This is a genomic window from Pseudomonas meliae (assembly GCF_001400515.1).
Taxonomy (GTDB): Bacteria; Pseudomonadota; Gammaproteobacteria; order Pseudomonadales; family Pseudomonadaceae; genus Aquipseudomonas; species Aquipseudomonas amygdali.
On the sequence record NZ_LJQT01000409.1, the window covers coordinates 18926 to 41103 of the forward strand.

The window sequence follows — 22178 nt, forward strand, 5'->3', positions numbered from 1 at the left end:
TTTTTTCATGGAGCTCTTATGTTTCTGGTTTGTGGCGAAGCACTGTTCGATATTTTTACCCGCGCTGATGACAGCGGTTCCCTGAACAGATTGGGGTTTGATGCGATTGCCGGCGGCTCTCCATTCAACGTTGCGATCGGGCTGCGCCGCCTGGGTGTGGAGGCAGGCTTCTTTGCCGGGCTGTCCACCGATTACCTGGGCCGCCGTCTGCGTGCCGTGCTGGAAAAGGAAACGGTCAATACCGATCACCTGGTTGAGTTCGACGCGCCCACGACACTGGCCATGGTCGCCGTGGGCAGCGACGGCTCGCCGACTTACAGCTTTCGCGGCGACGGCTGCGCGGACCGGCAGTTGCGCCTTGAACATCTGTCGGAACTCGATGCGCAGGTACGCGGCATTCACGTCGGCTCGTTTTCGCTGGTGGTGCAGCCGATTGCCGACACACTGCTGGCGCTGGTCGCCCGCGAAAGTGCGACGCGCCTGATTTCACTGGCCCCCAACGTGCGCCTCAACCCGGCACCGGACATTCAGCGCTGGCGCAGCCAGATCGCAGCGTTCGCCGAACATGCGCACCTGATCAAGGTCAGTGACGAAGATTTGCACCTGTTGTACCCGGACAGCGATCCACAAAAAATCGCCGAAGGCTGGCTCGGCAAGCGTACGCAACTGGTCATCGTCACCCGCGGCACGCAAGGTGCCAGCGTCTTTACCCGGCAGCATGGTACTTGGTCAGTGCCGGCAAAAACGGTGGTCACCGCCGATACCGTCGGGGCCGGGGATACTTTTCAGGCGGCGCTGCTGACCTTCCTCAGCGAGCGTCAGCTCGATACGCCAGAAGGCTTGTCGACGCTGTCACGGGAAACCCTGGACGAGATGCTGAATTTTGCCGTCGGCGCAGCCGCGCTGACCTGCACAAAGGTCGGACCGGATCTGCCGTATCGGCATCAGTTGGGGTGATTCAGTTTTCGACGAGAAACAAAAACAGCGGTACATCCGCAACATGTAACGCATGAAATAAAGTCTTCGTGAGCAAGCTCACTCCCACATTCCGAACCTGTTCCAAGCGGGAGAAGTTTCAGGATTCACTCCCATTTGGAAAGCATTCCATTTGTGGGAGTGAGCTTGCTCACGAAAGAGCCATTACAGTCGCCGAACAAGCAACCGAACCCACTGCCTGGTCAAGCCACCATCCCGGCCTTGATACCTCTGATGCGGGTGTTGATGTCATCCGCAACGTTGTTCTGCTTGTCCTTGAGCGCGTCCTGGACTTTCTGGTCAATGGCCAGTTGGTCCTGAGGTGCCATGGCGTCGTAGTCTTTCTGGGTGACGCCCGTCAGCTTCTCGCGCACTTTCTCTTCGGCCGTCTGCTTCAGAGAGTCCATGAACTTCTGTTCTACCGAACCCGTCGATGCAGTGTCAGTGGTGCTGGTGGCGCTGGCCACTGAACCGATGACACCGTTGTCGCGATCAGCCGTCTTTTCCGACAGTGACGAATCACCGGCAGACTTGAGATTGATCATCATCCGCGCGAAGGATTCGTTGTAACCGCTGTTGTCCTGCTTGCTGTCTTGCGATGTTGAATTGCTGACCGGCGTGGTAACCGGTGCCGAACCTGATGTCAGGCCAGCGGCGGCAACCGAGCTGAATGCGTCCTGAGACACCTCATCTACGGTTTTGCGCCCAACCACAGCCCGGGAAACAAGCTGCTCAAGCGCACTCGTGCCAATAATCATCTTTCACCTCCTGATGAACCTGTTGCGCAGGTTCAACAGCAAGTCCAGTGCCAAGTGCACAGTAAATCCATAAGTTACTGATTTTTTATAATTTAAATTCAGATACTCATGATCGGCACTGTCAAAAAAACCCATACATTCTGCCGTTTGCGGCAAACATTCACCGACACAGGCTGCTTTCAGCCTGCCGCACGACCGGTATTGACGTTCAACAGCTCGATCGGCAACGGTTCAGAGAAGTAGTAACCCTGCGCCTGGGTCGCGCCGATCTCGCGCAGCAACTCGAGTGTTTCCAGATCTTCGACACCTTCGGCGACGACGTTCAGATCAAGGGATTCGGCCATGCGTACGATGGCCCGCACGATGGCCCGGCTGCGTATGCTGGAGGCCAGTCCGAAGATAAACGATTTGTCGATTTTCAAGCCGCTGAAATGGTACTGATGCACATAGCTGAGCGAAGAAAACCCCGCGCCAAAATCGTCCAGCATGACCGACATGCCCTGCTCGGCCAGTTGCTTCATTGACAGGCGTACCTGCTCGGGGTCGGCCACCAGTGCCCCCTCCGTAAGTTCCAGGCACAGACGCCAGGGCGCAACATTCTGTTCAGCAAGCATCGCCAGCACTTCTGCAGCGAATGCCGGGCGGGTGATGCTGTAGCTGGAGCAGTTCACATGCACTGGCGGCCAGTGGCCGTTCTCGGGTTGCGCCAGGATGTTCACCACGCATTTGAGCATGTAGATATCCAGACGACCAATCAGGCGCAAACCCTCCAGCGCGGGCAAAAAGCTTTCCGGCCCGACGATCCGTCCATCCGGCATGCGCCAGCGGATCAACGCTTCGAACGCCAGTAACTCTCCGGTCCTTACACAGATGACCGGCTGAAAATAGGGGATCAGTTGATCAGTACGCTTCAGGGCCGTGCACAACGCTCCCTCTTGCTCGACCTGATCCGACACCTCCCGACGCAGAGCCTGATTGAACACGGCGAAGCTGTCACGCCCACCATTCTTGACCCGGTACATGGCGGTGTCGGCATCACGCAAGAGGTCTGCCGGCTCCTCATGAAAGCGGCTGTCAGCACCCACCACGCCGATGCTGCAAGAAGAAAAGACACTGTGATCGTCAATCACGAACGGTTGCTCGAAGGCGGTCAGGATCCGCTGGGCTATATCCGTACCGGCCTGTAACGGTGCATCGATGCTTAGCACCGCAAATTCGTCACCTCCAAGCCTGGCCAGCAGATCCCCTTCACGCATGCAACTGCGCAGCCGCTCGGCGGCCTGCACCAGAAGGATATCGCCGCAGTGGTGGCCAAGGCTGTCATTGATCATCTTGAAGCGATCCAGATCGATGAACATGACAATCAGCTGCTGGCCGTTCAGGCAAAAGTCTTGCCATGCCTGTTTCAGGCGATGTTGCAAGTGACTGCGGTTGGGCAACCCGGTCAACGAGTCGTGGGAGTTTTCATGCTGCAACCTGGCGTTGGCCTGGTCCAGCTCCCGGGTCCGGTCGCGAACCCGGGCTTCCAGGAGCACATTGGCGGTATGGATCGCTTCTGCCGCACTGCGGCGGGACAGTGCCGTGTCGATGTGGCGAGAGACAAAGGTCAGCAGTTCCTGATCACGCAAGGTATAGCTGACATCCTTCGAATAGCTTTGCACCACCAGGACGCCGCGCACTTGCTCGCCATCGAACAACGGAATGCCCAGCCAGGAAGAAGAACGACCAGTGTTTTTTTGCACCTCGATTTCGCCGAGGCTTTCCAGCCTGCGGGCATCGTCGTAATCGATCAGACAGGGTCGCCGCTGGCCTATCACATACTCGGTAAAGCCACGCTGCCCACGCCGTGAACGTGGCGGCGTGTGCTGGTATTCGTCGATGTAGTAAGGAAAGGTCACTTCGCCTGTGGCGCTGTCGTAAAGGGCGATGTAGAAATTGAGCGCTACCAGCAGCTCGCCGACAATCATGTGCAGGCTGCGAAACAGCTCATTCATGTCGCCGGGCTGGCTGGACAGCTCGGCAATCTGGAACAGGGCACTCTGCAAATGCTCGGCGCGTTCACGGTCGCGCACTTCCTGGCGCAGGGCGTCGTTGGCTGCCGAAAGCTGTTGCGTGCGCAGTGCCACAATCTGCTCCAGGTCGGTACGCCGCAACAGCCGGTCCAAGGCCATCGCCACATGTCGCGACACCACGGAAAACAACGCGCGATCCTGAGCACTGTAGACGCGGGACACGTCATAGACCTGCATCGCGACCATGCCGAATACTTCGTCCGAGGCGTTTTTCAAGGGCGCGCCCATCCAGAACTCCGGCAGACGCCCCACCCAGAAAAAACGACCTTCGGCTTTTGCCCGCTCGATACAGGCTGCTTCCAGAAACAAGGGTTGCCCGGTGCTCAAGACATACCCGGTGAGCGACATTCGATCGGCGTCGATGAATTCGAACGTCTCGTGGCCCATCGCTTCGTCATCGAAACGGTCGATGTAATACGGATAAGTGATCTTGCGGCTTTGCTGGTCATACAGCGCGACGTAGAAGTTCTCGGCATCGATCAGCGCACTCAACTGCTCATGAATACCCTGCAGAAAAGCCCCGCGATCCAGCGTGGAGCTGGCCAGCAGGCTGATTTCATAGAGAACCCGCTGGGTGTTCTGCGCCCGGATCAACGCAGCGGTCTGCAACAGTGAACCCAGTCTGGCAGCGAGATCCACCAGCGCGGGATGGTCTTTTTCAGCCATTGGCGCCAGCACCCAGCCCAACACGCCCTCGCCCTGCCCGGCGACTCGGCAATGAAGCTGCAATTGAGCACAGTATGTGTCGAAGTCTTCAGCAGCGATGTGCGCAGGCCAGACGACTGCAGGGTCGCCCTGCCCGAGCAGACATTTCAGCTCGCCTGCAGCGTAGGCCGCCCAGGCGATATCCGGTATCTGTTCCCGTGCAGCGCTCAAAAGTGCGTCGATGGGCGCGTGACTGGCGAATCTGTCATGGTTGGCAGCCAACGTGGTGTCTGGACTGAACGCTACGCTTGGGCATATACCCGTGGCCAGATGTGAGACTGTCATGGAAACACCAGATGCATGAGCCGACGACGGTCATCCGTAAAAATCATGACCAAAGGTAACAAGTGTGCTGCTGCATTGTTGCAAAGTTCATACCTTTTTGGCAGACCCTTTGCCTGTCAGATGACATCCATGTGACGTGGGGCACTACACGGCTGCCATACGGGTCAGATTCAGGTGTGTCGCGAGACCGCCAAGGTGAATGAGCAGGGCTCGGCTATGCTTGCTCGCGGCGTTACATATTCTTCCCCCACTGAACAGGTGACAGTCATGGTCAAGACTTACAGTTACGCAGCGCAGTCTGCTCAGGAAGTGCTCAAACCATATCAGTTCGAACGCCGCTCACCCGGTGCCGAAGACGTTCAGATCGACATTCTCTACTGCGGCGTTTGTCACTCGGACCTGCATACCGCACGCAATGAGTGGCACAACACACTCTATCCTTCGGTTCCGGGCCACGAAATCGTTGGCCGGGTAACGGCAGTCGGTGCAGACGTCAAACATTTCAAGGTCGGCGACCTCGCGGGTGTCGGCTGCATGGTCGACAGTTGCCAGCAATGTACACCCTGCGCAGAGGGTGACGAGCAGTATTGCGAGAGCGGCTTCACAGGTACCTACAACGGCCCGGTATTTGGCGGCGAGAACACCTTCGGCGGCTACTCCGACAAGATCGTGGTCAAGGAGAAGTTCGTCCTGCGCATCTCTCACGACGCCAATCTGGCCGCCGTCGCGCCGCTGTTGTGCGCAGGTATCACCACGTACTCGCCATTGCGCCACTGGAAGGTCGGCCCGGGCAAAAAAGTGGGCATTGTCGGGCTCGGAGGGCTCGGCCACATGGGCGTCAAGATCGCGCACGCCATGGGCGCTCATGTGGTGCTGTTCACGACATCGCCCGACAAGCGTGAAGATGGCTTGCGGCTGGGTGCCGACGAAGTTGTTGTATCCAAAGATGCTGCACAGATGGCAGCCCAGGCCAATAGCCTGGATTTCATCCTCAATACAGTCGCAGCACCGCATGATGTGGATGCATTTCTGTCCCTTCTCAAGCGTGACGGCACCATGACGCTGGTCGGCGCACCGGCAGAGCCGCACCCGTCTCCGGCAGTCTTCAATTTGATCTTCAAACGCCGCAGTCTGGCAGGCTCGTTGATCGGCGGCATTCAGGAAACCCAGGAAATGCTGGATTTCTGCGCCGAACACGGCATCGTTTCAGACATTGAAATGATCGCCATGCAGGACATCAACGAGGCTTATGAGCGGATGCTCAAAGGCGACGTGAAATATCGTTTCGTCATCGACATGGCCAGCCTCAAGCAGGAAATTCCTGCTGACTCAAACGCCGCATGATGCGGGCTGAATGCACCTGAAGAGCCTGGCGCTGCCATGGATGGCGGCGCGCACTAGACATGCCGTACGTCGCAAGGCATGAACTGACTACAGACAATAACCCACTGATACTCATACTCACTGTAAGTGTCGGCAACGGCTTGAAGCCCGCACTTGCGCCTGGCCCACCCTGCTTCATGCTGGCGTGAGCTTGTCCTGGCCAGAAAAATGAACTATTTATTACATTTTAGTGACTATCATTGACTGCCTTTGGGTCTCAAGTTCACGAAGTCCTTGCAGATACTCATGTCAACGGACGTTTTAACAGGTGAACAAATCATGAAACAACGAGCGACAGTCATCTGCAAACGCGACGGCCAGGTCCTCTACGTGCGCAAACCAAAATCGCGCTGGGCATTGCCTGGTGGCAAGATCGAGGCTGGTGAAACGCCTGCTCAGGCCGCCATGCGTGAATTGTGCGAGGAAACAGGCCTGAAAAATCTTGATCTGCTCTATCTCGAGGTTTATGAGAAAGATCAGGTTACTCACTACGTGTTCACTACGCAGGTCCCGACCTCAAGCGAGCCTTCGCCACAGAATGAGATTGCCGCTTGCAAATGGCTGGCTCCGAAGAAACTCGCAGACTTGAAGGCCAGCAGTGCGACCAAGACCATCGTCAAGTCATATGCCCAGCGGGCCTGAGAGCATTTCGAGCATCTGGCGCAACGCCAAAGGTGATCAGCCAGATCGGGTTGAACGGTCAGGCCTGAAGCTGTTCTGAGAGAGCAGACGGTTTATTACCTTCATCCCCGTCTCAGGAGATCCCCTATGACTCAGACCGCCCTGGTTGTTGGCGCAAGTGGCATTGTCGGCAGTGCAATCACACAGTTGTTACTGGAAAACGATTGGCAGGTTGCCGCCCTCTCCCGGAGTCCGTCAGTGCGGCCCTGGCTGATTTGAAGCCCACCCACGTTTTCATCACCACATGGTCGCGTCAGGCCACTGAAGCAGAGAACATCCGCGTCAATGCTTCGATGGTGCGCAATGTCATGGATGCTGTACGGCCCGCTGGCAGTGTGAAACACGTTGCGCTGGTCACCGGGCTCAAACACTACCTTGGCCCGTTCGAAGCCTATGGCAAAGGCACGCTGCCACAAACGCCGTTCAGGGAAACGCAAGCGCGCCTGGATATCGAGAACTTCTATTACGCGCAGGAAGATGAAGTCTTCGCTGCCGCCGAGAAAGACGGTTTTACCTGGAGCGTCCATCGCCCGCACACCGTGACAGGTGTCGCCGTCGGCAACGCGATGAACATGGCTACCACCCTCGCCGTCTATGCCTCGATCTGCAAGGCAACCGGCCGACCTTTCGTGTTCCCGGGCTCACGTGTGCAGTGGGACAGCCTGACCGACATGACCGATGCACGTCAGCTGGCCCATCAGCAACTGTGGGCCGCCACGACACCAGCTGCGGCCAATCAGGCGTTCAACATCACCAATGGCGACGTATTCCGCTGGAGCTGGATGTGGGGGCAGATCGCCGGGTACTTCGGCCTGCAGCCAGCCCAGTTCCCGATCCAGCCTGCGCCGCTGGAAACGCAAATGGCCGATGATCAGGCAGCCTGGACCGATATTGTCCGCGAGCATCAACTCAAGGAAGGTGATATCAACCGCCTGATTTCGCCATGGCACACTGACGCCGACCTGGGCCGTCCGATCGAAGTGGTTACGGATATGTCGAAGAGTCGTAAACTGGGCTTTGCGGCGTTCCAGGCGAGTGACGATGCGTTTTTCGAGGTATTTGAAAAGCTGCGCCGTGACCGACTGATTCCCTGAGGTAGCGTGCCCCTGCCAGCCTATACTGAAGCCCGGAACATCGGGCTCACACCACGGAAACACGACGAAAAACACGCAACAAAAAAGGGTCAACCTNNGGTTGACTCTTTTTTTACCGCCCAGCAGAGCGGATTTTGTTTGGTAGGCGCGATTGGACTCGAACCAACGACCCCCACCATGTCAAGGTGGTGCTCTAACCAACTGAGCTACGTGCCTGCTGTGGGTCGTCATTCTACGGATATCCAGATACCTGTCAACCTATTTTTTCTCTAAGCCTATGAATTACAGCGTTTTTTACCCGTTGACGGGAAGTGACTCTTTTTGCCTGTTGCTGGCAGAGCTTTTGGTTCTCGGGTACGATCGCCACATCGTCAAGAATATTAAACGGAGTCTCAGGATGGCAAATACGCCCTATCCGCAGTCCTACTATGCCGCTTCAGCCAATGCAGCCCCGGAACGCCCGGCGTTGCAGGGTGAAGTCGAGACCGACGTGTGCGTCATCGGCGCTGGCTATACAGGCCTGTCGAGTGCGCTGTTCCTGCTGGAGAATGGATTCCGGGTCACGGTGCTGGAAGCGGCAAAAGTCGGCTTTGGCGCGTCTGGGCGTAATGGTGGGCAGATCGTCAATAGCTACAGCCGTGACATTGATGTGATCGAGCGAACCGTCGGGCCAAACCAGGCGCAGTTGCTGGGGCAGATGGCCTTTGAGGGCGCATCCATCATTCGCGATCGGGTTTCCCGCTACGGTATTCAGTGCGACCTGAAGGATGGCGGTGTATTTGCAGCGCTGACAGGCAAGCAACTGGCGCATCTGGAAGCCCAACAACGACTGTGGGAGCGTTACGGCCACACCGGCCTTGAGCTGATGGACAAGCGCCGGATCAACGAAGTCGTTGCCTGTGATCAATACATCGGCGGGCTGCTGGACATGACCGGCGGCCATATTCACCCGCTCAATCTGGCGCTGGGTGAAGCGGCTGCGGTCGAAACCCTGGGCGGCACGATTTACGAGCAGTCGGCGGCCATTCGCATCGAGCGCGGTGCCAACACTGTAGTTCATACTGCGCAAGGCAAGGTCCGTGCGAAATTCATCATCGTGGCCGGCAACGCCTATCTGGGCAATCTGGTTCCGGAGCTGGCTGCCAAGTCGATGCCTTGTGGCACTCAAGTGATCACCACAGAGCCGCTGAGCGATGAACTGGCCAAAACACTTCTGCCGCAGGATTACTGCGTCGAGGACTGCAATTACCTGCTGGATTACTACCGCCTCAGCGCCGACAAGCGCCTGATCTTCGGCGGCGGCGTGGTCTACGGTGCCAGAGATCCCGCCAACATCGAAGCCATTATCCGGCCGAAGATGCTCAAGGCGTTTCCACAGCTCAAGGATGTGAAGGTCGACTACGCATGGACCGGCAACTTTCTGCTGACACTGTCTCGCCTGCCTCAGGTTGGCAGGCTTGGCGACAACATCTATTACTCACAGGGTTGCAGCGGACACGGCGTGACTTATACGCATCTGGCGGGCAAGGTACTGGCCGAGGCGTTGCGCGGTCAGGCAGAGCGCTTTGATGCGTTCGCCGACCTGCCCCACTATCCTTTCCCTGGCGGGCAGATGCTGCGCACCCCGCTTACTGCGTTGGGCGCCTGGTATTACAGCCTGCGTGACAGGTTGGGTTTTTAAGTTCGCTGACAGTAAAACGGCACCTTGNACCTTATCGGTGCCGTTTTTGTTTGTGCCGCGTTTATTTCATTTAACGCCGCGTGCCAGCGTTCGTTTCGCCTCGCCCGCCGCCTGCTCCTGTCCGGATTTCGATAAAGCTTCAGCGGCCTGCAACCAGCGCTGCTGATCGACGTTGGCGGGCAGCTGCCGGGGCGACTGAACCAGCACCGCCCAACTGCCGGCCTCTTTCCACGCCGATGTGAAGCGGCTGAAACTCATTGAATAGCGACGATCCATGCCTGCATTCAACAACACCGTCTCCTTTACCCGGTTGTAACCAATCAACACGGCATAACGTGGGCTCTTCCACAGTGCAGAGCCCTGGGAAAAGCGCAGCATGACCGGATAGCCCGCCGACACTTGAGTCAGCAGGTCGTGTAATTGACCATCAAGCGGATAGACCATGAACCCGTATTCCCGCGCAACCTTCTGCATATTCTGTTCGAGCCGGTCTTCGGCACCTGGCAGTTGCAGCGGCTTGTCGAGCAAGCCGGGCGTGGTCTGCACCTGTTGGTTGGCCAGCATGCTTGCCAGCACCATTGGTCCGCTCTGGTAGGCGTTCCCACGGAAGAACGGCACCGACGTCAGTTCGACCCGGTCCGGAAGGCGTTTCATCTCGGGCGTGACCATTGAAGAACAGCCGACAAGACCCATGAGCAAGGCTAAAACCAGCCATGAACGTAATGCACCGGCAGTACCGGAATAGAAAGAGACCGACAAGATGTTCACTCGCTTCAACTGATGCCGGGCAACCCACGACCCGGCCTGGACACCGATCATAGAGCTCTGGGGGTTCAGGGTATAGTCAGGCACTGCGGCTTATCGGGCCGAATGGAGAAAATAGTTCATAGCCCTGCGCCACTGGTCAATTAACCGAAACATGCCCCGTACTAGACTGTCAGTTATCAAGACCGCAACAAAAGCAGGAATGTGGAGGCACTTATGAGCCTGGAACTGACAATCGTGATGCTGCTCGCTTCGTGGCTTGCTGTAGCCAGTGCCATGCTGTGGGGCGTAATGCGCATATCCCGTCGCCATCACCAGCCGCACAGTGCAGCGCCACCTGCGGTAAAACGGCCGAACCTGGTAAAGGCTGTCAAAGTACCCGCTGCTGTGGCCAGCTGATAGTTCGTTGTGCCGCTCGAATAAAGTTGTCGGCAGTGGAAATGCAAAAAGGTCGACCCGAGNNCGGTTACCCGGGTCGACCTTTTTTCAGCCTGGCCTGCTATCAGTGCGCGGACACCTGAGCAGCAGCCTTTTTGCGTCTTGCTCTGCGTACCAGCATGTTCAGGCCTTCAATGGCTGCCGAGAAGGTCATGGCAGCGTAGATGTAGCCCTTGGGTACATGAGCGCCAAAGCCTTCGGCGATCAGCGTCATACCGATCATGATCAGGAAGCCCAGGGCCAGCATGACCACCGTCGGGTTATCGTTGATGAACTTCGCCAGCGGGTTAGCAGCAACAAGCATCACGACGACGGCAGTAATTACAGCAATGACCATAATAGGCAAGTGTTCGGTCATGCCCACGGCAGTGATGATACTGTCGATGGAGAACACCAGATCCAGCATCAGGATCTGCACGATGGCCGCGCTCATGCTCAATGCCACGACCGAACCCAGGGCTTTCTCTTCTTCGGTCTTGACGTCCATGCTGTGGTGAATTTCCGTCGTCGCTTTCCAGACCAGGAACAGGCCACCAGCGATCAGAATCATGTCCTTCCACGAGAACGCCTGGCCGAATACCTCGAATACCGGCTCTGTCAATTGCACGATGTACGCCACGGTGCTGAGCAAGCCAAGGCGCATCACCAGCGCCATACCGATACCCAGTTTGCGGGCCTTTTCTCGTTGGTGCTCAGGGAGCTTGTTGGTGATGATCGAGATGAAGATCAGGTTATCGATACCCAGTACGACTTCCATGACCACCAGTGTTGCCAGCGCGATCCAGGCTGCCGGACTTGTTGCGAATTCCAATAGGTATTCCATAGATCACTGCCCTGCCTGAGCCAATATTAGTTGTAAGTCAGATTTATTTATCGGTCGTATTTTCGGTTTCAGCCGAGCTTTGTGGTGGCTGCTGCACCGAAAGTTCCTGTTTTGCCTCATCAATGGCCTTGGTTGCGGCTTGATGTGTTTCGTCAATCGCCTGTTTTGCAGTGTCGGCTGCTGCATTCACCACATGCTTGGTGGATGACTCTATCTGATCGCATCCTGCCATTACCAGCAGCGAGCAGCCCAGCAGCGCAGCGTAAAGGGTTTTATTCATGGCTTCCTCGTTAAGCAAGGCTGGGCGGCGTGTTCAGCCAGGCGTTGGAAGCAGATTCTAGACATTTTGAAACATACGGAAAATTCGATTTTATAAGGCTTATACTTCGGTTTTACCGAATCGGCAGAGATCATGCTCAATTACCGTCAGCTTCACTATTTCTGGGTAGTAGCCAAAACCGGGAGCATCGTGCGCGCCTGCGAGCAGTTGAATCTCACCGCGCAGACCGTCAGCGGACAGATAAGCCTGCTGGAGGCGTCACTGGGTGTCGATCTGTTCCAGCGCGTAGGCCGACAACTGGAAATGACTGAAGCGGGTCGCCTGGCCCTGCCTTACGCCGAACAGATGTTTCAGTTGGGCAATGATCTGGAAAACCTGCTGCGCTCGCAGCCCGATGAACAGCAACTGCTGTTGCGCATCGGAGTAGCTGATGTGGTGCCCAAGTCCATCGTGTACCGGTTGATTGCCCCGACCATGAACCTCAGCGAGTCCATTCGCATCACCTGCCGGGAAGACAAACTGGAAAGGCTGCTGGCAGACCTGGCAATCCAGCGTCTGGACCTGGTGATCTCGGACAGCCCCATGCCGCAGCACCTGGATATCAAGGGCTACAGCCAGAAACTGGGAGGATGCGGGGTCAGCTTTTTTGCGACCCGTGAAGTGGCAGAACGTATCGGGAGTGGCTTTCCGCAGTGCATGCACGGTGCGCCGCTGCTGATTCCAGGCCAGGAAACCGTCGTTCGCGGCCGGCTGATGCGCTGGTTTGCCGAACAGAGCATCCAGCCGCGCATCATCGGCGAGTTCGATGACAGTGCGCTGATGAAGGCGTTTGGCAAATCCGGCAGCGGTGTCTTTGTTGCACCCAGCGTCATCGCCGATGAGGTGCAGAGCCAGTATGGCGTACAACTGATAGGCCACACTGATGCGGTGACCGAATCCTTCTACGCCATCACCGTAGAGCGCAAGGTCAAACACCCTGGCGTTGTCGCCATCGCCGAAAGCGCACGAAACCAGTTGTTTACCGACGCAAGTCAGGCTGCAAGCGGGCCGGAATCACGTCTGATCAACAGCACTGCCAGCACAATCGCAACCACGATAATGCCAGCGGCAGCGAAACCGACGTTCCCCAGACCGAGATGATCGATGACCCTGCCGCCGATCATCGCACCAATCCCGATGCCAAGATTCGCTCCGGCGATGTTAAGCGACGCCGCGAACGCAGGTGCTTGCGGTGCGGCCTTGATCAACCGGACATGACTGACCAGAAACAAGGCGGCCTGGGTGATACCCCATATTGCCAGCGCGACTGGCAAGGCGAACACCGAGTGGATGCTGGGCACCACAGCGACCATGCCGACCACCATGAAGGCGCAGAATACCAGGCTGGCAATCAGCGGATGCCGGTCAACCATGCGCCCGCCCAGCGAGTTGCCGAGCAAGCCGACCGCGCCAAACCCCATCAGGCACCAGCCCACCAGGCTGCCATCGAACCCGGCGAGACGCTCCAGCATGTCCGCCAGATAGGTGTAGGCGGTGAACATGCCGCTGAATACCAGTACCGACAGCAGCACATGCCCCTGCATCATCCGGCTGCGCAAAATACCGAACTGGTTGAGGATCGACACCGGATTTTTCTTCGCCGCGGTCCGTGGCAGATAGACCGCCAGCAATAGAGCCTTGGCAAATGCCAGACCGGCGAGCACCAGAAACGCACTGCGCCAGCCGAAAGCATCGGAAATCAAAGTACCTATGGGAATGCCGAACACCGTGGCGCAAACGATGCCGAAACCGATTCTGGCAATCGCCCTGCCAGCGAACTGCGGCCCGACGATGTCCACGGCGGTTTCACTGGCCAGCGCCCAGAATACCGGCAGCCCCAACGCAGGAATCAGCCGCGCCAGCCCCATCACGGCAATATTGGGTGCCAGCGCTGCCAGTAGATTTGAAAAGCCGAATAGCACAAGAATGCTGATGAACAGACGCTTGCGCTCGAAACGCGAGAAATAAGCAGTCAGAAAAGGACCGAACGCTGCAACCGTGAATGCGAACAGGGTGACCAGCAGCCCCGCTTGCGAAACCGTGACATCCAGATCGCGGGCAACCGCAGGCAAAAGACCGACAATGACGAATTCTGTGGTCAGCACGGTAAAACCGGCGGCCGACAACAGAAGTATGGGCAACAACATGAATACTCCAGAACAACACTACAGCCCGAAAAACAGGGCTGACACCCCAACAACTCTCGTTGCCACGCTCCGCGTGGTAATGCATTTCGTGACGCTCTGCGTCAGCCAATGCATGCCAATGCGGAGCATTGGCACGATAGTCAGTTGGATTTGCGCATAACGGCGAGGGACGAGAACATCAGCGAGGCTTCAGCCCCGCATGTTTCAGAATCAGAACTTGCCCATGAAGTCGCGCTTGCCGATTTCAACGCCGTTATGGCGCAGCAGGTCGTAAGCGGTGGTGACGTGGAAGAAGAACTGCGGCAAGGCGTAGCTGAGCAGATAAGCCTGACCGTTCAGACGCTTTTCCTTTTCAGTGCCGGGGCGCAGGACGATTTCGATACCCTCCTTGCCGTCGACCTGTTCGGGAGTGATGCTGCCGATGAACGCAAGCGTCTTGGCAAGCAGTGCCTGCAGTTCGGCAAAGGTGGTTTCGGTGTCATCGTATTGCGGGATCTCGACGCCTGCCAGGCGGGCCGAAGCACCCTTGGCAAAATCGACGGCAATCTGCACCTGACGGGTAAAAGGCAACATGTCCGGGAACAGACGCGCCTGCAGCAGTGCTGGCGGCTGGATTTTCTTCTCGGTCGCGTAGGCTTCGGCCTTGGTCAGAACATCGCTCAGCGCATTGAGCATTTGCTGGAAGACAGGAATGGAAGCGGCGTACAGGGAAATAGACATGACATATCCTGATTGAGAAAGGCGCAATTATAGACCCACCTGACGGCAAACACCGTGACACTTTTCAGCGACCCTGCAGATCAGTGCAACAGACACTGGCAATAATGTGCGCCACGCCCTACGCTGATCCACCGCCATCACTCAGGGAAGCGTCATGTCCATTGAATCGTCCTCCTCCGAATCCTCCCCGAATGCCGACGCCCTGCACCTCAACAGCTCTGAAGTGCGTGTTCTGGGCTGCCTGATCGAGAAACAGGCGACCAACCCAGAAACCTACCCGCTGACCCTTAATGCACTGGTACTTGCCTGCAACCAGAAGACCAGTCGCGATCCGGTCATGAGTCTGACTCCGGGCCAGGTCGGGCAGAGCCTGCGCGCTCTTGAGGGTCGAGGCCTGACGCGTCTGGTGATGGGCAGTCGCGCTGATCGCTGGGAGCACCGGGTCGACAAGGCCGTTGAGCTGGTCCCCGCGCAGGTGATACTGACCGGCCTGTTGCTGCTGCGCGGCCCGCAAACCGTCAGCGAACTGCTCACGCGCAGTCACCGTATGCACGATTTCGAGGACAGCGAGCAACTCATCCATCAACTGGAACGGCTCATCGCCAGAGGCCTGGCGATGCTCGTACCCCGCCAGCCCGGTCAACGGGAAGATCGTTACATGCACCTGCTGGGCGACCCGGATGATCTGCAAGAGCTGCTTGCAGCCCGACAACACGCGCCTGAGCGTAGTGCGGCAAACCCGGCTGCCAGCCAGCGTCTTGATGAGCTGGAAGCGCGCGTCGCTGCCCTTGAAGAGCGCCTTGCCAGACTGGAGTGATGCCCGGCGTTCCCCGTCCGGCCCGGCGCGCAGGCTAAGGCTATACAGCCCTGGCGAACGCCGCAGCCTGTTGATACTGCTCATCGGTCGGGCGGACGCCGGTATACAGCACAAACTGTTCCAGTGCCTGGATCGCCGCGACTTCATCGCCGCTCACGACGCGCTTGCCCAGGCGACGTGCAGCCTGGATCAGCGGCGTTTCGGCCGGGGTGGCCACCACATCGAAGATCGTCTCGGCCGCATCGATGGCCTGCAAGTCAAACGATAACTCGTCAGCCTGGGCACCTTGCATGCCTAGCGGCGTGACGTTGACCAGTAAAGGTGGTCGCACGCTTCCCAGCTCCGCCTGCCAGCGAAAGCCACACGCCTCGGCCAGGCGTCGACCGGCCTGCTCGTTGCGGGCCACGATCAGGCCATCGGTGAAACCCGCATCGCGCAACGCGAACGCAACCGCCTTGGCCATGCCCCCGCTGCCGCGCAGGGCAAATGCGCTACGAGGGACGGCGTGGCTCTCCATGAGCTGCGCAACCGCGATGTAATCCGTGTTGAACGCCTTCAAATGCCCGTCGGTGTTGACGATGGTATTGATCGACTGGATGGCGGCGGCGGAAGCATCAAGTTCGTCGACCAGTTCAATGCAGGCTTCCTTGAACGGCATCGAAACCGCACTGCCACGTATCCCCAGCGACCGAATGCCCGCCACGGCAGCGGCAAGATCATTGGGTGAGAAGGTCTTGTAATAGAAGTTAAGGCCCAACTGCTGATAAAGATGATTGTGGAAACGCACGCCAAAGTTGCCGGGACGGGCGGCCATGGACATGCACAACAATGTGTCTCTGTTTGCAGTAATGGGCATACGGGTTTCCTCCAGACGGTAATGGCTTGAATATTCGATAAAAGCGTATGCTACGCACCAGTGAACGCGAGGACACGCGCCGCACACCTTACATAAAATTTACTCAGCACTTTCGCAGATTCTTACAATTTCGATGTCATAGTGTTATCCCGTGGCAGTGCTTGAGAGTGATGCAGGCGCGCGACAACGGGTTGAGAGCGAGGAACAATCATGATTCGTCAAATCCCCAAGATCGCCTTGTTTGTAGGTGCCCTGGCCCTTGCTGGCCAGGCGAATGCTGACCGTGGCTGGGGTGGCCCTGCCGTGGTAGGTGCTATCGTAGGCGCTGCCGTTGTCGGGGCGGCGGTATCTTCAAGTCGCGATAGAACCGTGTACGTAGAGCGCGAGCCGGTTTATGTGCAACAACAGCCGGTCTACTACGCACCACCACCGGTCTATTATCAGCCGGCCCCGGTCTACCAGGTTGTCGAGCGCTACCCACCGCCTCCACCGCCAGGCTACTACCATCGCTACGGGCCACCACCAGGCCCGGGCTATTACTACGGCCCGCCACGCGGCCGCTGGTAACCAAAAAAAAACCCNNTCTTCAGGCGGGTTTTTCATTGGTGTGCTCACACTATCGCCTGCCGATGCAATGTGCCCGACCCTCGTTGCTATCAATGACCACTATTGAGACTGTCGATTTCTACCTTTCCCGATCGGCCACTACAGTAGCGGCATGGATTGAGGAGGCAGTTATGACCAAGGTACACATCATGTCCGTCGTCGGCAGTGCAGTTCCAGCGCCGCTCAGAGAGCGAGGTCTGCTGGCCTGCTGGTACCTGATTCAGGATGGCGAGCCGGTCAGCGGCCCTCTGGCGTCTTTGCCTGTCGCCGAAGAGTTGTCCCGGCGAATGCAGTGCCAGCCCCTCAACAGCTGATTTTTTCTGCGAACCTCGTGCGTTGCTCCGCACATCCCCTTGCCCGCCTCTTTGAAGGCGGGCTTTTTTTGAGCCAGGGAAAGCAGACGATCCGCCTCAGCCGCGCTCGGCCATAGCGGCATTGACCTGACAACGATGCGCCAGCTTCTGCAGGCGCTTTTCCAGTGCCATGAACACCACACGGTCGGTCCGACCACTGTCGAGTTCATCGATCAGGTCATTGGCAACCTGACGCAACTCGTGAGCCAGCACCACGCGATCATCGTTCAGGTCCTGTTTGTGAGACTCGAACAGGCGATGCAGGTAGTCCTGCAATGTGTATTTCAAGCTGTGCCGGTCAGTGGCGCGTAGGTGCGTCAGGTTGAGACTGATACGGCCCTGCAATTCGCTTAGCTCGCCACACAGATACTGCATGCGCCGTGCGTAGCCAACTTCACGGTCACGTACCTGCTTGCGCGCCTGCTCCGCTTCCTGCTTGCGCTGAATGGCGGGTACAGCCACGGCAACCATCAAACCGACGATCAGGCCAATGGCCTGCATCCAGCCTGCCCAGTCACTGGGGCGTGATGTAAAGCCGACACCCAGCAGCAGGATGACAACCAGCGAAGCGATGATCACCAATACTGCGTAATCCTTGCTGACAAACCCCTTGAGCATTGCATGACTCCTTGAATCGGTGACCTGAATGGCATGGAATGCTAATCGGTGCAGGCCTTTCACACCACGACTATTCAACTGTGGTTCGGTTTTAAACAGGTTTGAGAGCAAAAAGCCACTTAACCGCAACTTAACGAAATCCCGTTTCCTGCATTTATTAATGAAACGCCCTACGACACCCATCGACATACCGCAAAGTCTGCTCATAAAATGCAGCGTTTTGACGCGATCCCTTCCATTACCACTTTTATCGAGTGAGCCTTGCTCTTGAAAATTCGTCTGTCTCTTCTGGGCCTATTATTTGTACTTACCGGCCCGGCGCTTTCCACTACCACGCTGGCAAACGAATCCGCTGTTCTGAATCGTGATCCTTCCAATCTGCACCTCGCCTCAGGCAGCGCAATGGTCATCGACCTGCAAACGGACAAGGTCCTGTACTCCAGCAACCCGGACGTGATTGTGCCAATTGCCTCGGTCACCAAACTGATGACCGCGATGGTAGTCCTTGATGCCAAACAATCGATGGACGAAGTCATACCGGTCAATATCTCCCAGACCCCGGAAATGAAAGGTGTCTTCTCCCGGGTCAAACTCGGCAGCGAAATGAACCGCCGCGACATGTTGCTGATCACCCTGATGTCGTCGGAAAACCGCGCTGCGGCGAGCCTGGCGCACAGCTATCCCGGTGGTTATCCCGCGTTCATTCTGGCGATGAATGCCAAGGCCAAGGCACTGGGCATGAAACATACCGCCTATGTCGAACCTACCGGCCTGTCGGTTTACAACGTATCCACCGCACGCGACCTCACCAAGCTGGTGATGGCGGCACGCAAATACCCGATGCTCAGTGAACTGAGCACCACCGAGCAAAAGACGGTGACGTTCCGCAAACCGACCTACACCCTGGGTTTCAGCAATACCGACCACCTGGTGCGCAAGGACAACTGGGATATCAAACTGACCAAAACCGGCTTTACCAATCAGGCCGGCCACTGCCTTGTGCTGCTGACCAGCATGGCCAACCGTCCGGTTTCCGTGGTTATTCTCGATGCTTTCGGCAAGTACACCCACTTCGCTGACGCCAGCCGTATACGCAAGTGGATGGAAACCGGCCAGAGCGGCCCGGCACCTGAAGTTGCCCTGCAGTACAAGAAAGAAAAGAATCTGGTCATGAGACAGACCGGTATTCAAGCCAAAGACTGACGGGTACGTGCGCCAAAAAAACGGTCGCGATGCTTGCACATCGCGACCGTTTTTATTTACCCGTTGCGCACTCAGTTGTACTGAGTGACCAGCTTGGTGTTCAGGTAAGCCTCAATGGCCTCGGTGCCGCCTTCGGAACCGTAACCGGAATCCTTGATCCCACCGAACGGGACTTCCGGCAAGCCGATGCCCTGATGGTTGATCGACAGCATGCCCGCCTCAATGTAAGTACTCAGCGCCTGAGCGGTCTTCATCGAGGTCGTGAACGCATAGGACGCCAGCCCGAACGGCACCCGGTTGGATTCGGCAATCGCCTCTTCCACTGTGTCGAACGGCACCAGCAGCGCAACCGGCCCGAAAGGTTCTTCGTTCATGATGCGCATTTGCGGTGTCAGGCCACTCAATACGGTTGGCTCGAAGAAATAGCCCGCCCCCTCGACAGCCTTGCCTCCGGCAGACAGGGTTGCACCGCCACGCACAGCGTCTTCGATCAGATCGACCAGCGCAGGAATACGTCGCTCGTTGGCTACCGGCCCCATGGTGGTGCCCGCCTCCAGACCGTTGCCCACCTTGATCTCGCGGGTCAGGCCCACAAATCTCTCGGTGAACGCATCCAGCACCTTGCGTTGCACCAGAATCCGCGTCGGCGATACGCAGACCTGTCCGGCATTGCGGAACTTCGCGGTGGCCAGCACGCGCGCAGCAAGGTCGATATCAGCGTCATCGAACACCAGCGCCGGCGCATGACCACCCAGCTCCATGGTTGCCCGCTTCATATGTTTTCCGGCGAGCGCAGCCAGTTGCTTGCCGACCGGTGTCGAACCGGTAAACGTGACCTTGCGAATCACCGGATGCGGGATCAGGTAGCCAGAGATTTCAGCCGGATCACCGTAGACCAGACCAATCACGCCTGCCGGAACACCGGCATCGGCAAACGCCCGAATCAGCTCGGCAGGCGACGCCGGAGTTTCTTCCGGAGCCTTGACGATGATCGAGCACCCGGCTGCCAGTGCAGACGACAACTTGCGCACCACCTGATTGATCGGAAAATTCCACGGTGTGAACGCCGCAACAGGACCGACCGGCTCCTTGACGACCTTCTGCTCAATGGCCACGCCACGCGAAGGCACGATACGGCCATAGCTGCGACGTCCTTCCTCGGCCAGCCAGTCGATGACATCAGCGGCAGAAAGGGTTTCCATCCGCGCCTCGGCCAAGGGCTTGCCCTGCTCCTGGGTCATGATCCGGGCAATGTTGTCGGCACGCTCGCGAATCAGGTTCGCGGCTTTCTGCATCAGCTTGTAGCGATCATAGGCCGAGGTGGCGCGCCAGGTGGCAAAGCCACGCTCGGCGGCCGCCAGGGCTTCGTCAAGGTCGGTGATACCGGCATGTGCCACACTGCCCAGCGACTGGCCGGTTGCAGGGTCTATGACCGGAATGGAACGTCCATCGCGGCTCGCGCGCCATTGGCCATCGATATAAAGCTGTACGTCTGGATACATGAAAATCTCCATAGGTAATTGAAAAAACGGCGTTACTGAGCGATCAGACTCGCTGCTCGGCACCAGCCATTGGCAAAGGGGCCTCGATGTCGTGCTCGCCGCCCATGGCTTCGTATTTCTTGCGCAGGGCCCTGAGGTCCTTCTGCGTGAGGCCGTCGAGGTTCAGCAACGAGTTCTGCGCATCCTTGGTGACGCGCAACAGCTCGTCGACTTTCAGGTGCAGGACATCGTTGTCACGGTTCTGCGTGTTCTGGATCAAGAACACCATAAGGAAGGTAATGATGGTAGTCGACGTATTGATGATCAACTGCCAGGTATCGTTGTAATGAAACCACGGACCGGTGAATGCCCAGAGACAAATAAGCACGACGGCTGAAGCAAAAGTGGCCGGGCTGCCGGCCCATTTCGAAAGGGATTGGGAAAATCTGGAGAACTTCATTAACAACTGCCTGAACACGGGATGTCTTACATGGACACCGCTAACGCATTGAAATTTCTTGCAACAGTTGGATCCGTTCAGCTTACTGACAGGCTTCAATGCCCATTCAAACCCGGAAAGGTGTGTATCCGCAGTGGCACCGGACCATACATCGCGCCTGATGCGGGAGAAACGGCACCCGCCGGGCAGCGCTTCAACCGCACAAACGTTCTATGAATTCACAGGATCGGCTTGCCGCCCGTCACTGCATAGCGCGAGCCGGAAATGTAACTGGCTTCGTCCGAGGCCAGCAAAACGTAGATGGGAGAAACTTCCACCGGCTGGCCTGGACGGCCCAGCGGGGTCTCGCTGCCGAAGCTTTTGACGTCTTCGTCGGTCATGGTCGCCGGGATGAGTGGCGTCCAGATCGGGCCAGGGGCCACGCTGTTCACGCGGATACCCTTGTCGCCCAGCAACTGCGCCAGGCCACCGGTGAAATTGGCAATCGCGCCTTTGGTGGTCGCATACGCCAGCAGCGTCGGTTTGGGCATGTCCGAATTGACCGAACTGGTGTTGATGATCGAACCACCCCTCGGCATATGCGGGACCGCGGCTTTGCAGATACGAAACATCGCAGTGATGTTGATATCGAAGGTCTTGACCCACTCTTCGTCGGAGATTTCTTCCAGCGTCTCGTGATTCATCTGGAACGCGGCGTTGTTGACCAGCACATCGATACGGCCAAATTCAGCCACCGTCTTGCTCACAATGCCTTCGCACTGTTGCTTCTGGGCCAGATCACCCGGCAACAGCAGACACTTCCTGCCGGCCTCTTCGACCCAGCGCTTGGTTTCTTCCGCGTCTTCATGCTCGTTCAGGTACGAGATTGCAACCTGCGCGCCTTCTCGTGCAAAGGCTATGGCGACAGCGCGACTGAATCGCCCCGGGTTTCTCGGAGA

General features: G+C 57.5%; 22 protein-coding genes, 1 tRNA gene and 1 pseudogene. 11 read left to right on the forward strand and 13 right to left on the reverse strand.

From position 1 onward, the window contains the following. The first annotated feature begins 18 nt into the window (after positions 1-18). Positions 19-957, forward strand: coding sequence for a carbohydrate kinase family protein (locus ALO64_RS18725; protein ID WP_044343995.1), 939 nt, complete (start codon positions 19-21; stop codon positions 955-957). Positions 958-1178: 221 nt separating this feature from the next. On the opposite strand, the gene ALO64_RS18730 is transcribed toward ALO64_RS18725, so the two are convergent. Then, positions 1179-1733, reverse strand: coding sequence for a hypothetical protein (locus tag ALO64_RS18730; protein WP_044343996.1), 555 nt, complete (start codon positions 1731-1733; stop codon positions 1179-1181). Positions 1734-1912: 179 nt separating this feature from the next. Next, positions 1913-4795, reverse strand: coding sequence for a bifunctional diguanylate cyclase/phosphodiesterase (locus ALO64_RS18735; protein ID WP_044343997.1), 2883 nt, complete (start codon positions 4793-4795; stop codon positions 1913-1915). 267 nt (positions 4796-5062) lie between these two features. Between ALO64_RS18735 and ALO64_RS18740 the strand changes: the two genes are divergently transcribed. From ALO64_RS18740 to ALO64_RS18750, 3 genes and pseudogenes are all read left to right on the forward strand, one after another. Continuing rightward, positions 5063-6139 carry an NAD(P)-dependent alcohol dehydrogenase gene (locus ALO64_RS18740; RefSeq protein WP_044343998.1) on the forward strand — a complete coding sequence of 359 codons (1077 nt, stop codon included), beginning with the start codon at positions 5063-5065 and terminating at the stop codon, positions 6137-6139. A gap of 318 nt (positions 6140-6457) precedes the next feature. Continuing rightward, complete coding sequence (locus ALO64_RS18745) at positions 6458-6820, forward strand: NUDIX hydrolase (RefSeq protein WP_005730063.1); 363 nt, start codon at positions 6458-6460, stop codon at positions 6818-6820. A gap of 126 nt (positions 6821-6946) precedes the next feature. After that, positions 6947-7953, forward strand: a pseudogene (locus ALO64_RS18750) (SDR family oxidoreductase). 139 nt (positions 7954-8092) lie between these two features. On the opposite strand, the gene ALO64_RS18755 reads toward ALO64_RS18750, so the two are convergent. Then, positions 8093-8169: transfer RNA gene (locus ALO64_RS18755), tRNA-Val, on the reverse strand. Positions 8170-8350: 181 nt separating this feature from the next. On the opposite strand from ALO64_RS18755, the gene ALO64_RS18760 reads away from it, so the two are divergent. Next, positions 8351-9634: an NAD(P)/FAD-dependent oxidoreductase gene (locus ALO64_RS18760; protein ID WP_005733414.1), complete on the forward strand. Its 1284-nt coding sequence runs from the start codon at positions 8351-8353 to the stop codon at positions 9632-9634. 66 nt (positions 9635-9700) lie between these two features. Here ALO64_RS18760 and ALO64_RS18765 read toward each other — a convergent pair whose 3' ends face one another. Next, entirely contained in the window at positions 9701-10396 is a 696-nt protein-coding gene (locus ALO64_RS18765) for a peptidase C39 family protein (protein ID WP_029241015.1), read from the reverse strand. 219 nt (positions 10397-10615) lie between these two features. On the opposite strand from ALO64_RS18765, the gene ALO64_RS18770 reads away from it, so the two are divergent. Then, positions 10616-10798: a hypothetical protein gene (locus ALO64_RS18770; protein WP_005733412.1), complete on the forward strand. Its 183-nt coding sequence runs from the start codon at positions 10616-10618 to the stop codon at positions 10796-10798. 103 nt (positions 10799-10901) lie between these two features. Here ALO64_RS18770 and ALO64_RS18775 read toward each other — a convergent pair whose 3' ends face one another. Continuing rightward, entirely contained in the window at positions 10902-11660 is a 759-nt protein-coding gene (locus ALO64_RS18775) for a TerC family protein (protein ID WP_044343999.1), read from the reverse strand. Positions 11661-11703: 43 nt separating this feature from the next. Beyond that, positions 11704-11940 (reverse strand): hypothetical protein, encoded by a 237-nt coding sequence (locus tag ALO64_RS18780; RefSeq protein WP_005757924.1) that lies wholly within the window; start codon positions 11938-11940, stop codon positions 11704-11706. 132 nt (positions 11941-12072) lie between these two features. On the opposite strand from ALO64_RS18780, the gene nhaR reads away from it, so the two are divergent. After that, positions 12073-13080: a transcriptional activator NhaR gene (nhaR, locus tag ALO64_RS18785; RefSeq protein ID WP_044344000.1), complete on the forward strand. Its 1008-nt coding sequence runs from the start codon at positions 12073-12075 to the stop codon at positions 13078-13080. Here nhaR and ALO64_RS18790 read toward each other — a convergent pair. Both ALO64_RS18790 and ALO64_RS18795 read right to left on the reverse strand, forming a co-directional pair. Beyond that, entirely contained in the window at positions 12972-14126 is a 1155-nt protein-coding gene (locus tag ALO64_RS18790) for an MFS transporter (RefSeq protein WP_005733407.1), read from the reverse strand. The two genes, nhaR and ALO64_RS18790, sit on opposite strands and share 109 nt — an antisense overlap. Before the next feature lie 210 nt (positions 14127-14336). After that, positions 14337-14846 (reverse strand): DUF1993 domain-containing protein, encoded by a 510-nt coding sequence (locus ALO64_RS18795; RefSeq protein ID WP_002553619.1) that lies wholly within the window; start codon positions 14844-14846, stop codon positions 14337-14339. Positions 14847-15000: 154 nt separating this feature from the next. On the opposite strand from ALO64_RS18795, the gene ALO64_RS18800 reads away from it, so the two are divergent. Further along, positions 15001-15663 (forward strand): YceH family protein, encoded by a 663-nt coding sequence (locus ALO64_RS18800; RefSeq protein WP_044344001.1) that lies wholly within the window; start codon positions 15001-15003, stop codon positions 15661-15663. Between the two features lie 40 nt (positions 15664-15703). Here ALO64_RS18800 and ALO64_RS18805 read toward each other — a convergent pair whose 3' ends face one another. Continuing rightward, complete coding sequence (locus ALO64_RS18805) at positions 15704-16519, reverse strand: shikimate 5-dehydrogenase (protein WP_044344002.1); 816 nt, start codon at positions 16517-16519, stop codon at positions 15704-15706. 210 nt (positions 16520-16729) lie between these two features. Between ALO64_RS18805 and ALO64_RS18810 the strand changes: the two genes are divergently transcribed. Together ALO64_RS18810 and ALO64_RS18815 are read left to right on the forward strand one after the other, a co-directional pair. Continuing rightward, positions 16730-17086, forward strand: a complete 357-nt coding sequence (locus ALO64_RS18810; protein ID WP_002553616.1) for a hypothetical protein — start codon at positions 16730-16732, stop codon at positions 17084-17086. Between the two features lie 170 nt (positions 17087-17256). Beyond that, positions 17257-17439 (forward strand): hypothetical protein, encoded by a 183-nt coding sequence (locus ALO64_RS18815; RefSeq protein WP_005733406.1) that lies wholly within the window; start codon positions 17257-17259, stop codon positions 17437-17439. 96 nt (positions 17440-17535) lie between these two features. On the opposite strand, the gene ALO64_RS18820 is transcribed toward ALO64_RS18815, so the two are convergent. Next, complete coding sequence (locus ALO64_RS18820) at positions 17536-18096, reverse strand: hypothetical protein (RefSeq protein ID WP_005757910.1); 561 nt, start codon at positions 18094-18096, stop codon at positions 17536-17538. Between the two features lie 267 nt (positions 18097-18363). Here ALO64_RS18820 and pbpG point away from each other — a divergent pair, with 267 nt between their 5' ends. Next, the gene (gene pbpG, locus ALO64_RS18825; protein WP_002553614.1) at positions 18364-19299 is read left to right on the forward strand and encodes a D-alanyl-D-alanine endopeptidase; all 936 of its coding nucleotides are present in this window, start codon (positions 18364-18366) and stop codon (positions 19297-19299) included. Between the two features lie 71 nt (positions 19300-19370). Here the strand turns inward: pbpG and ALO64_RS18830 are convergent, their stop codons facing one another. The 3 genes from ALO64_RS18830 to ALO64_RS18840 form a co-directional block, all read right to left on the reverse strand. After that, positions 19371-20801, reverse strand: coding sequence for an NAD-dependent succinate-semialdehyde dehydrogenase (locus ALO64_RS18830; RefSeq protein ID WP_010215185.1), 1431 nt, complete (start codon positions 20799-20801; stop codon positions 19371-19373). 43 nt (positions 20802-20844) lie between these two features. After that, a complete protein-coding gene (locus ALO64_RS18835) occupies positions 20845-21240 on the reverse strand; it encodes a low affinity iron permease family protein (RefSeq protein WP_005733403.1) in 396 nt (131 codons plus the stop codon). Positions 21241-21458: 218 nt separating this feature from the next. Next, the coding region (locus tag ALO64_RS18840; RefSeq protein ID WP_054991780.1) for an SDR family oxidoreductase at positions 21459-22178 on the reverse strand (720 nt) is incomplete at its 5' end.

Excerpts from the sequence above, each read along its gene's own strand:
- ALO64_RS18730 (WP_044343996.1), bottom strand. The coding sequence starts at position 1,733 with ATGATTATTGGCACGAGTGCGCTTGAGCAGCTTGTTTCCCGGGCTGTG.
- ALO64_RS18815 (WP_005733406.1), top strand. The coding sequence starts at position 17,257 with ATGACCAAGGTACACATCATGTCCGTCGTCGGCAGTGCAGTTCCAGCG.
- ALO64_RS18810 (WP_002553616.1), top strand. The coding sequence starts at position 16,730 with ATGATTCGTCAAATCCCCAAGATCGCCTTGTTTGTAGGTGCCCTGGCC.
- ALO64_RS18820 (WP_005757910.1), bottom strand. The coding sequence starts at position 18,096 with ATGCTCAAGGGGTTTGTCAGCAAGGATTACGCAGTATTGGTGATCATC.
- ALO64_RS18745 (WP_005730063.1), top strand. The coding sequence starts at position 6,458 with ATGAAACAACGAGCGACAGTCATCTGCAAACGCGACGGCCAGGTCCTC.
- ALO64_RS18740 (WP_044343998.1), top strand. The coding sequence starts at position 5,063 with ATGGTCAAGACTTACAGTTACGCAGCGCAGTCTGCTCAGGAAGTGCTC.
- ALO64_RS18790 (WP_005733407.1), bottom strand. The coding sequence starts at position 14,126 with ATGTTGTTGCCCATACTTCTGTTGTCGGCCGCCGGTTTTACCGTGCTG.
- ALO64_RS18725 (WP_044343995.1), top strand. The coding sequence starts at position 19 with ATGTTTCTGGTTTGTGGCGAAGCACTGTTCGATATTTTTACCCGCGCT.
- nhaR (WP_044344000.1), top strand. The coding sequence starts at position 12,073 with ATGCTCAATTACCGTCAGCTTCACTATTTCTGGGTAGTAGCCAAAACC.
- ALO64_RS18805 (WP_044344002.1), bottom strand. The coding sequence starts at position 16,519 with ATGCCCATTACTGCAAACAGAGACACATTGTTGTGCATGTCCATGGCC.
- ALO64_RS18770 (WP_005733412.1), top strand. The coding sequence starts at position 10,616 with ATGAGCCTGGAACTGACAATCGTGATGCTGCTCGCTTCGTGGCTTGCT.
- ALO64_RS18775 (WP_044343999.1), bottom strand. The coding sequence starts at position 11,660 with ATGGAATACCTATTGGAATTCGCAACAAGTCCGGCAGCCTGGATCGCG.
- ALO64_RS18735 (WP_044343997.1), bottom strand. The coding sequence starts at position 4,795 with ATGACAGTCTCACATCTGGCCACGGGTATATGCCCAAGCGTAGCGTTC.
- ALO64_RS18795 (WP_002553619.1), bottom strand. The coding sequence starts at position 14,846 with ATGTCTATTTCCCTGTACGCCGCTTCCATTCCTGTCTTCCAGCAAATG.
- ALO64_RS18800 (WP_044344001.1), top strand. The coding sequence starts at position 15,001 with ATGTCCATTGAATCGTCCTCCTCCGAATCCTCCCCGAATGCCGACGCC.
- ALO64_RS18835 (WP_005733403.1), bottom strand. The coding sequence starts at position 21,240 with ATGAAGTTCTCCAGATTTTCCCAATCCCTTTCGAAATGGGCCGGCAGC.
- ALO64_RS18830 (WP_010215185.1), bottom strand. The coding sequence starts at position 20,801 with ATGTATCCAGACGTACAGCTTTATATCGATGGCCAATGGCGCGCGAGC.
- ALO64_RS18760 (WP_005733414.1), top strand. The coding sequence starts at position 8,351 with ATGGCAAATACGCCCTATCCGCAGTCCTACTATGCCGCTTCAGCCAAT.
- ALO64_RS18780 (WP_005757924.1), bottom strand. The coding sequence starts at position 11,940 with ATGAATAAAACCCTTTACGCTGCGCTGCTGGGCTGCTCGCTGCTGGTA.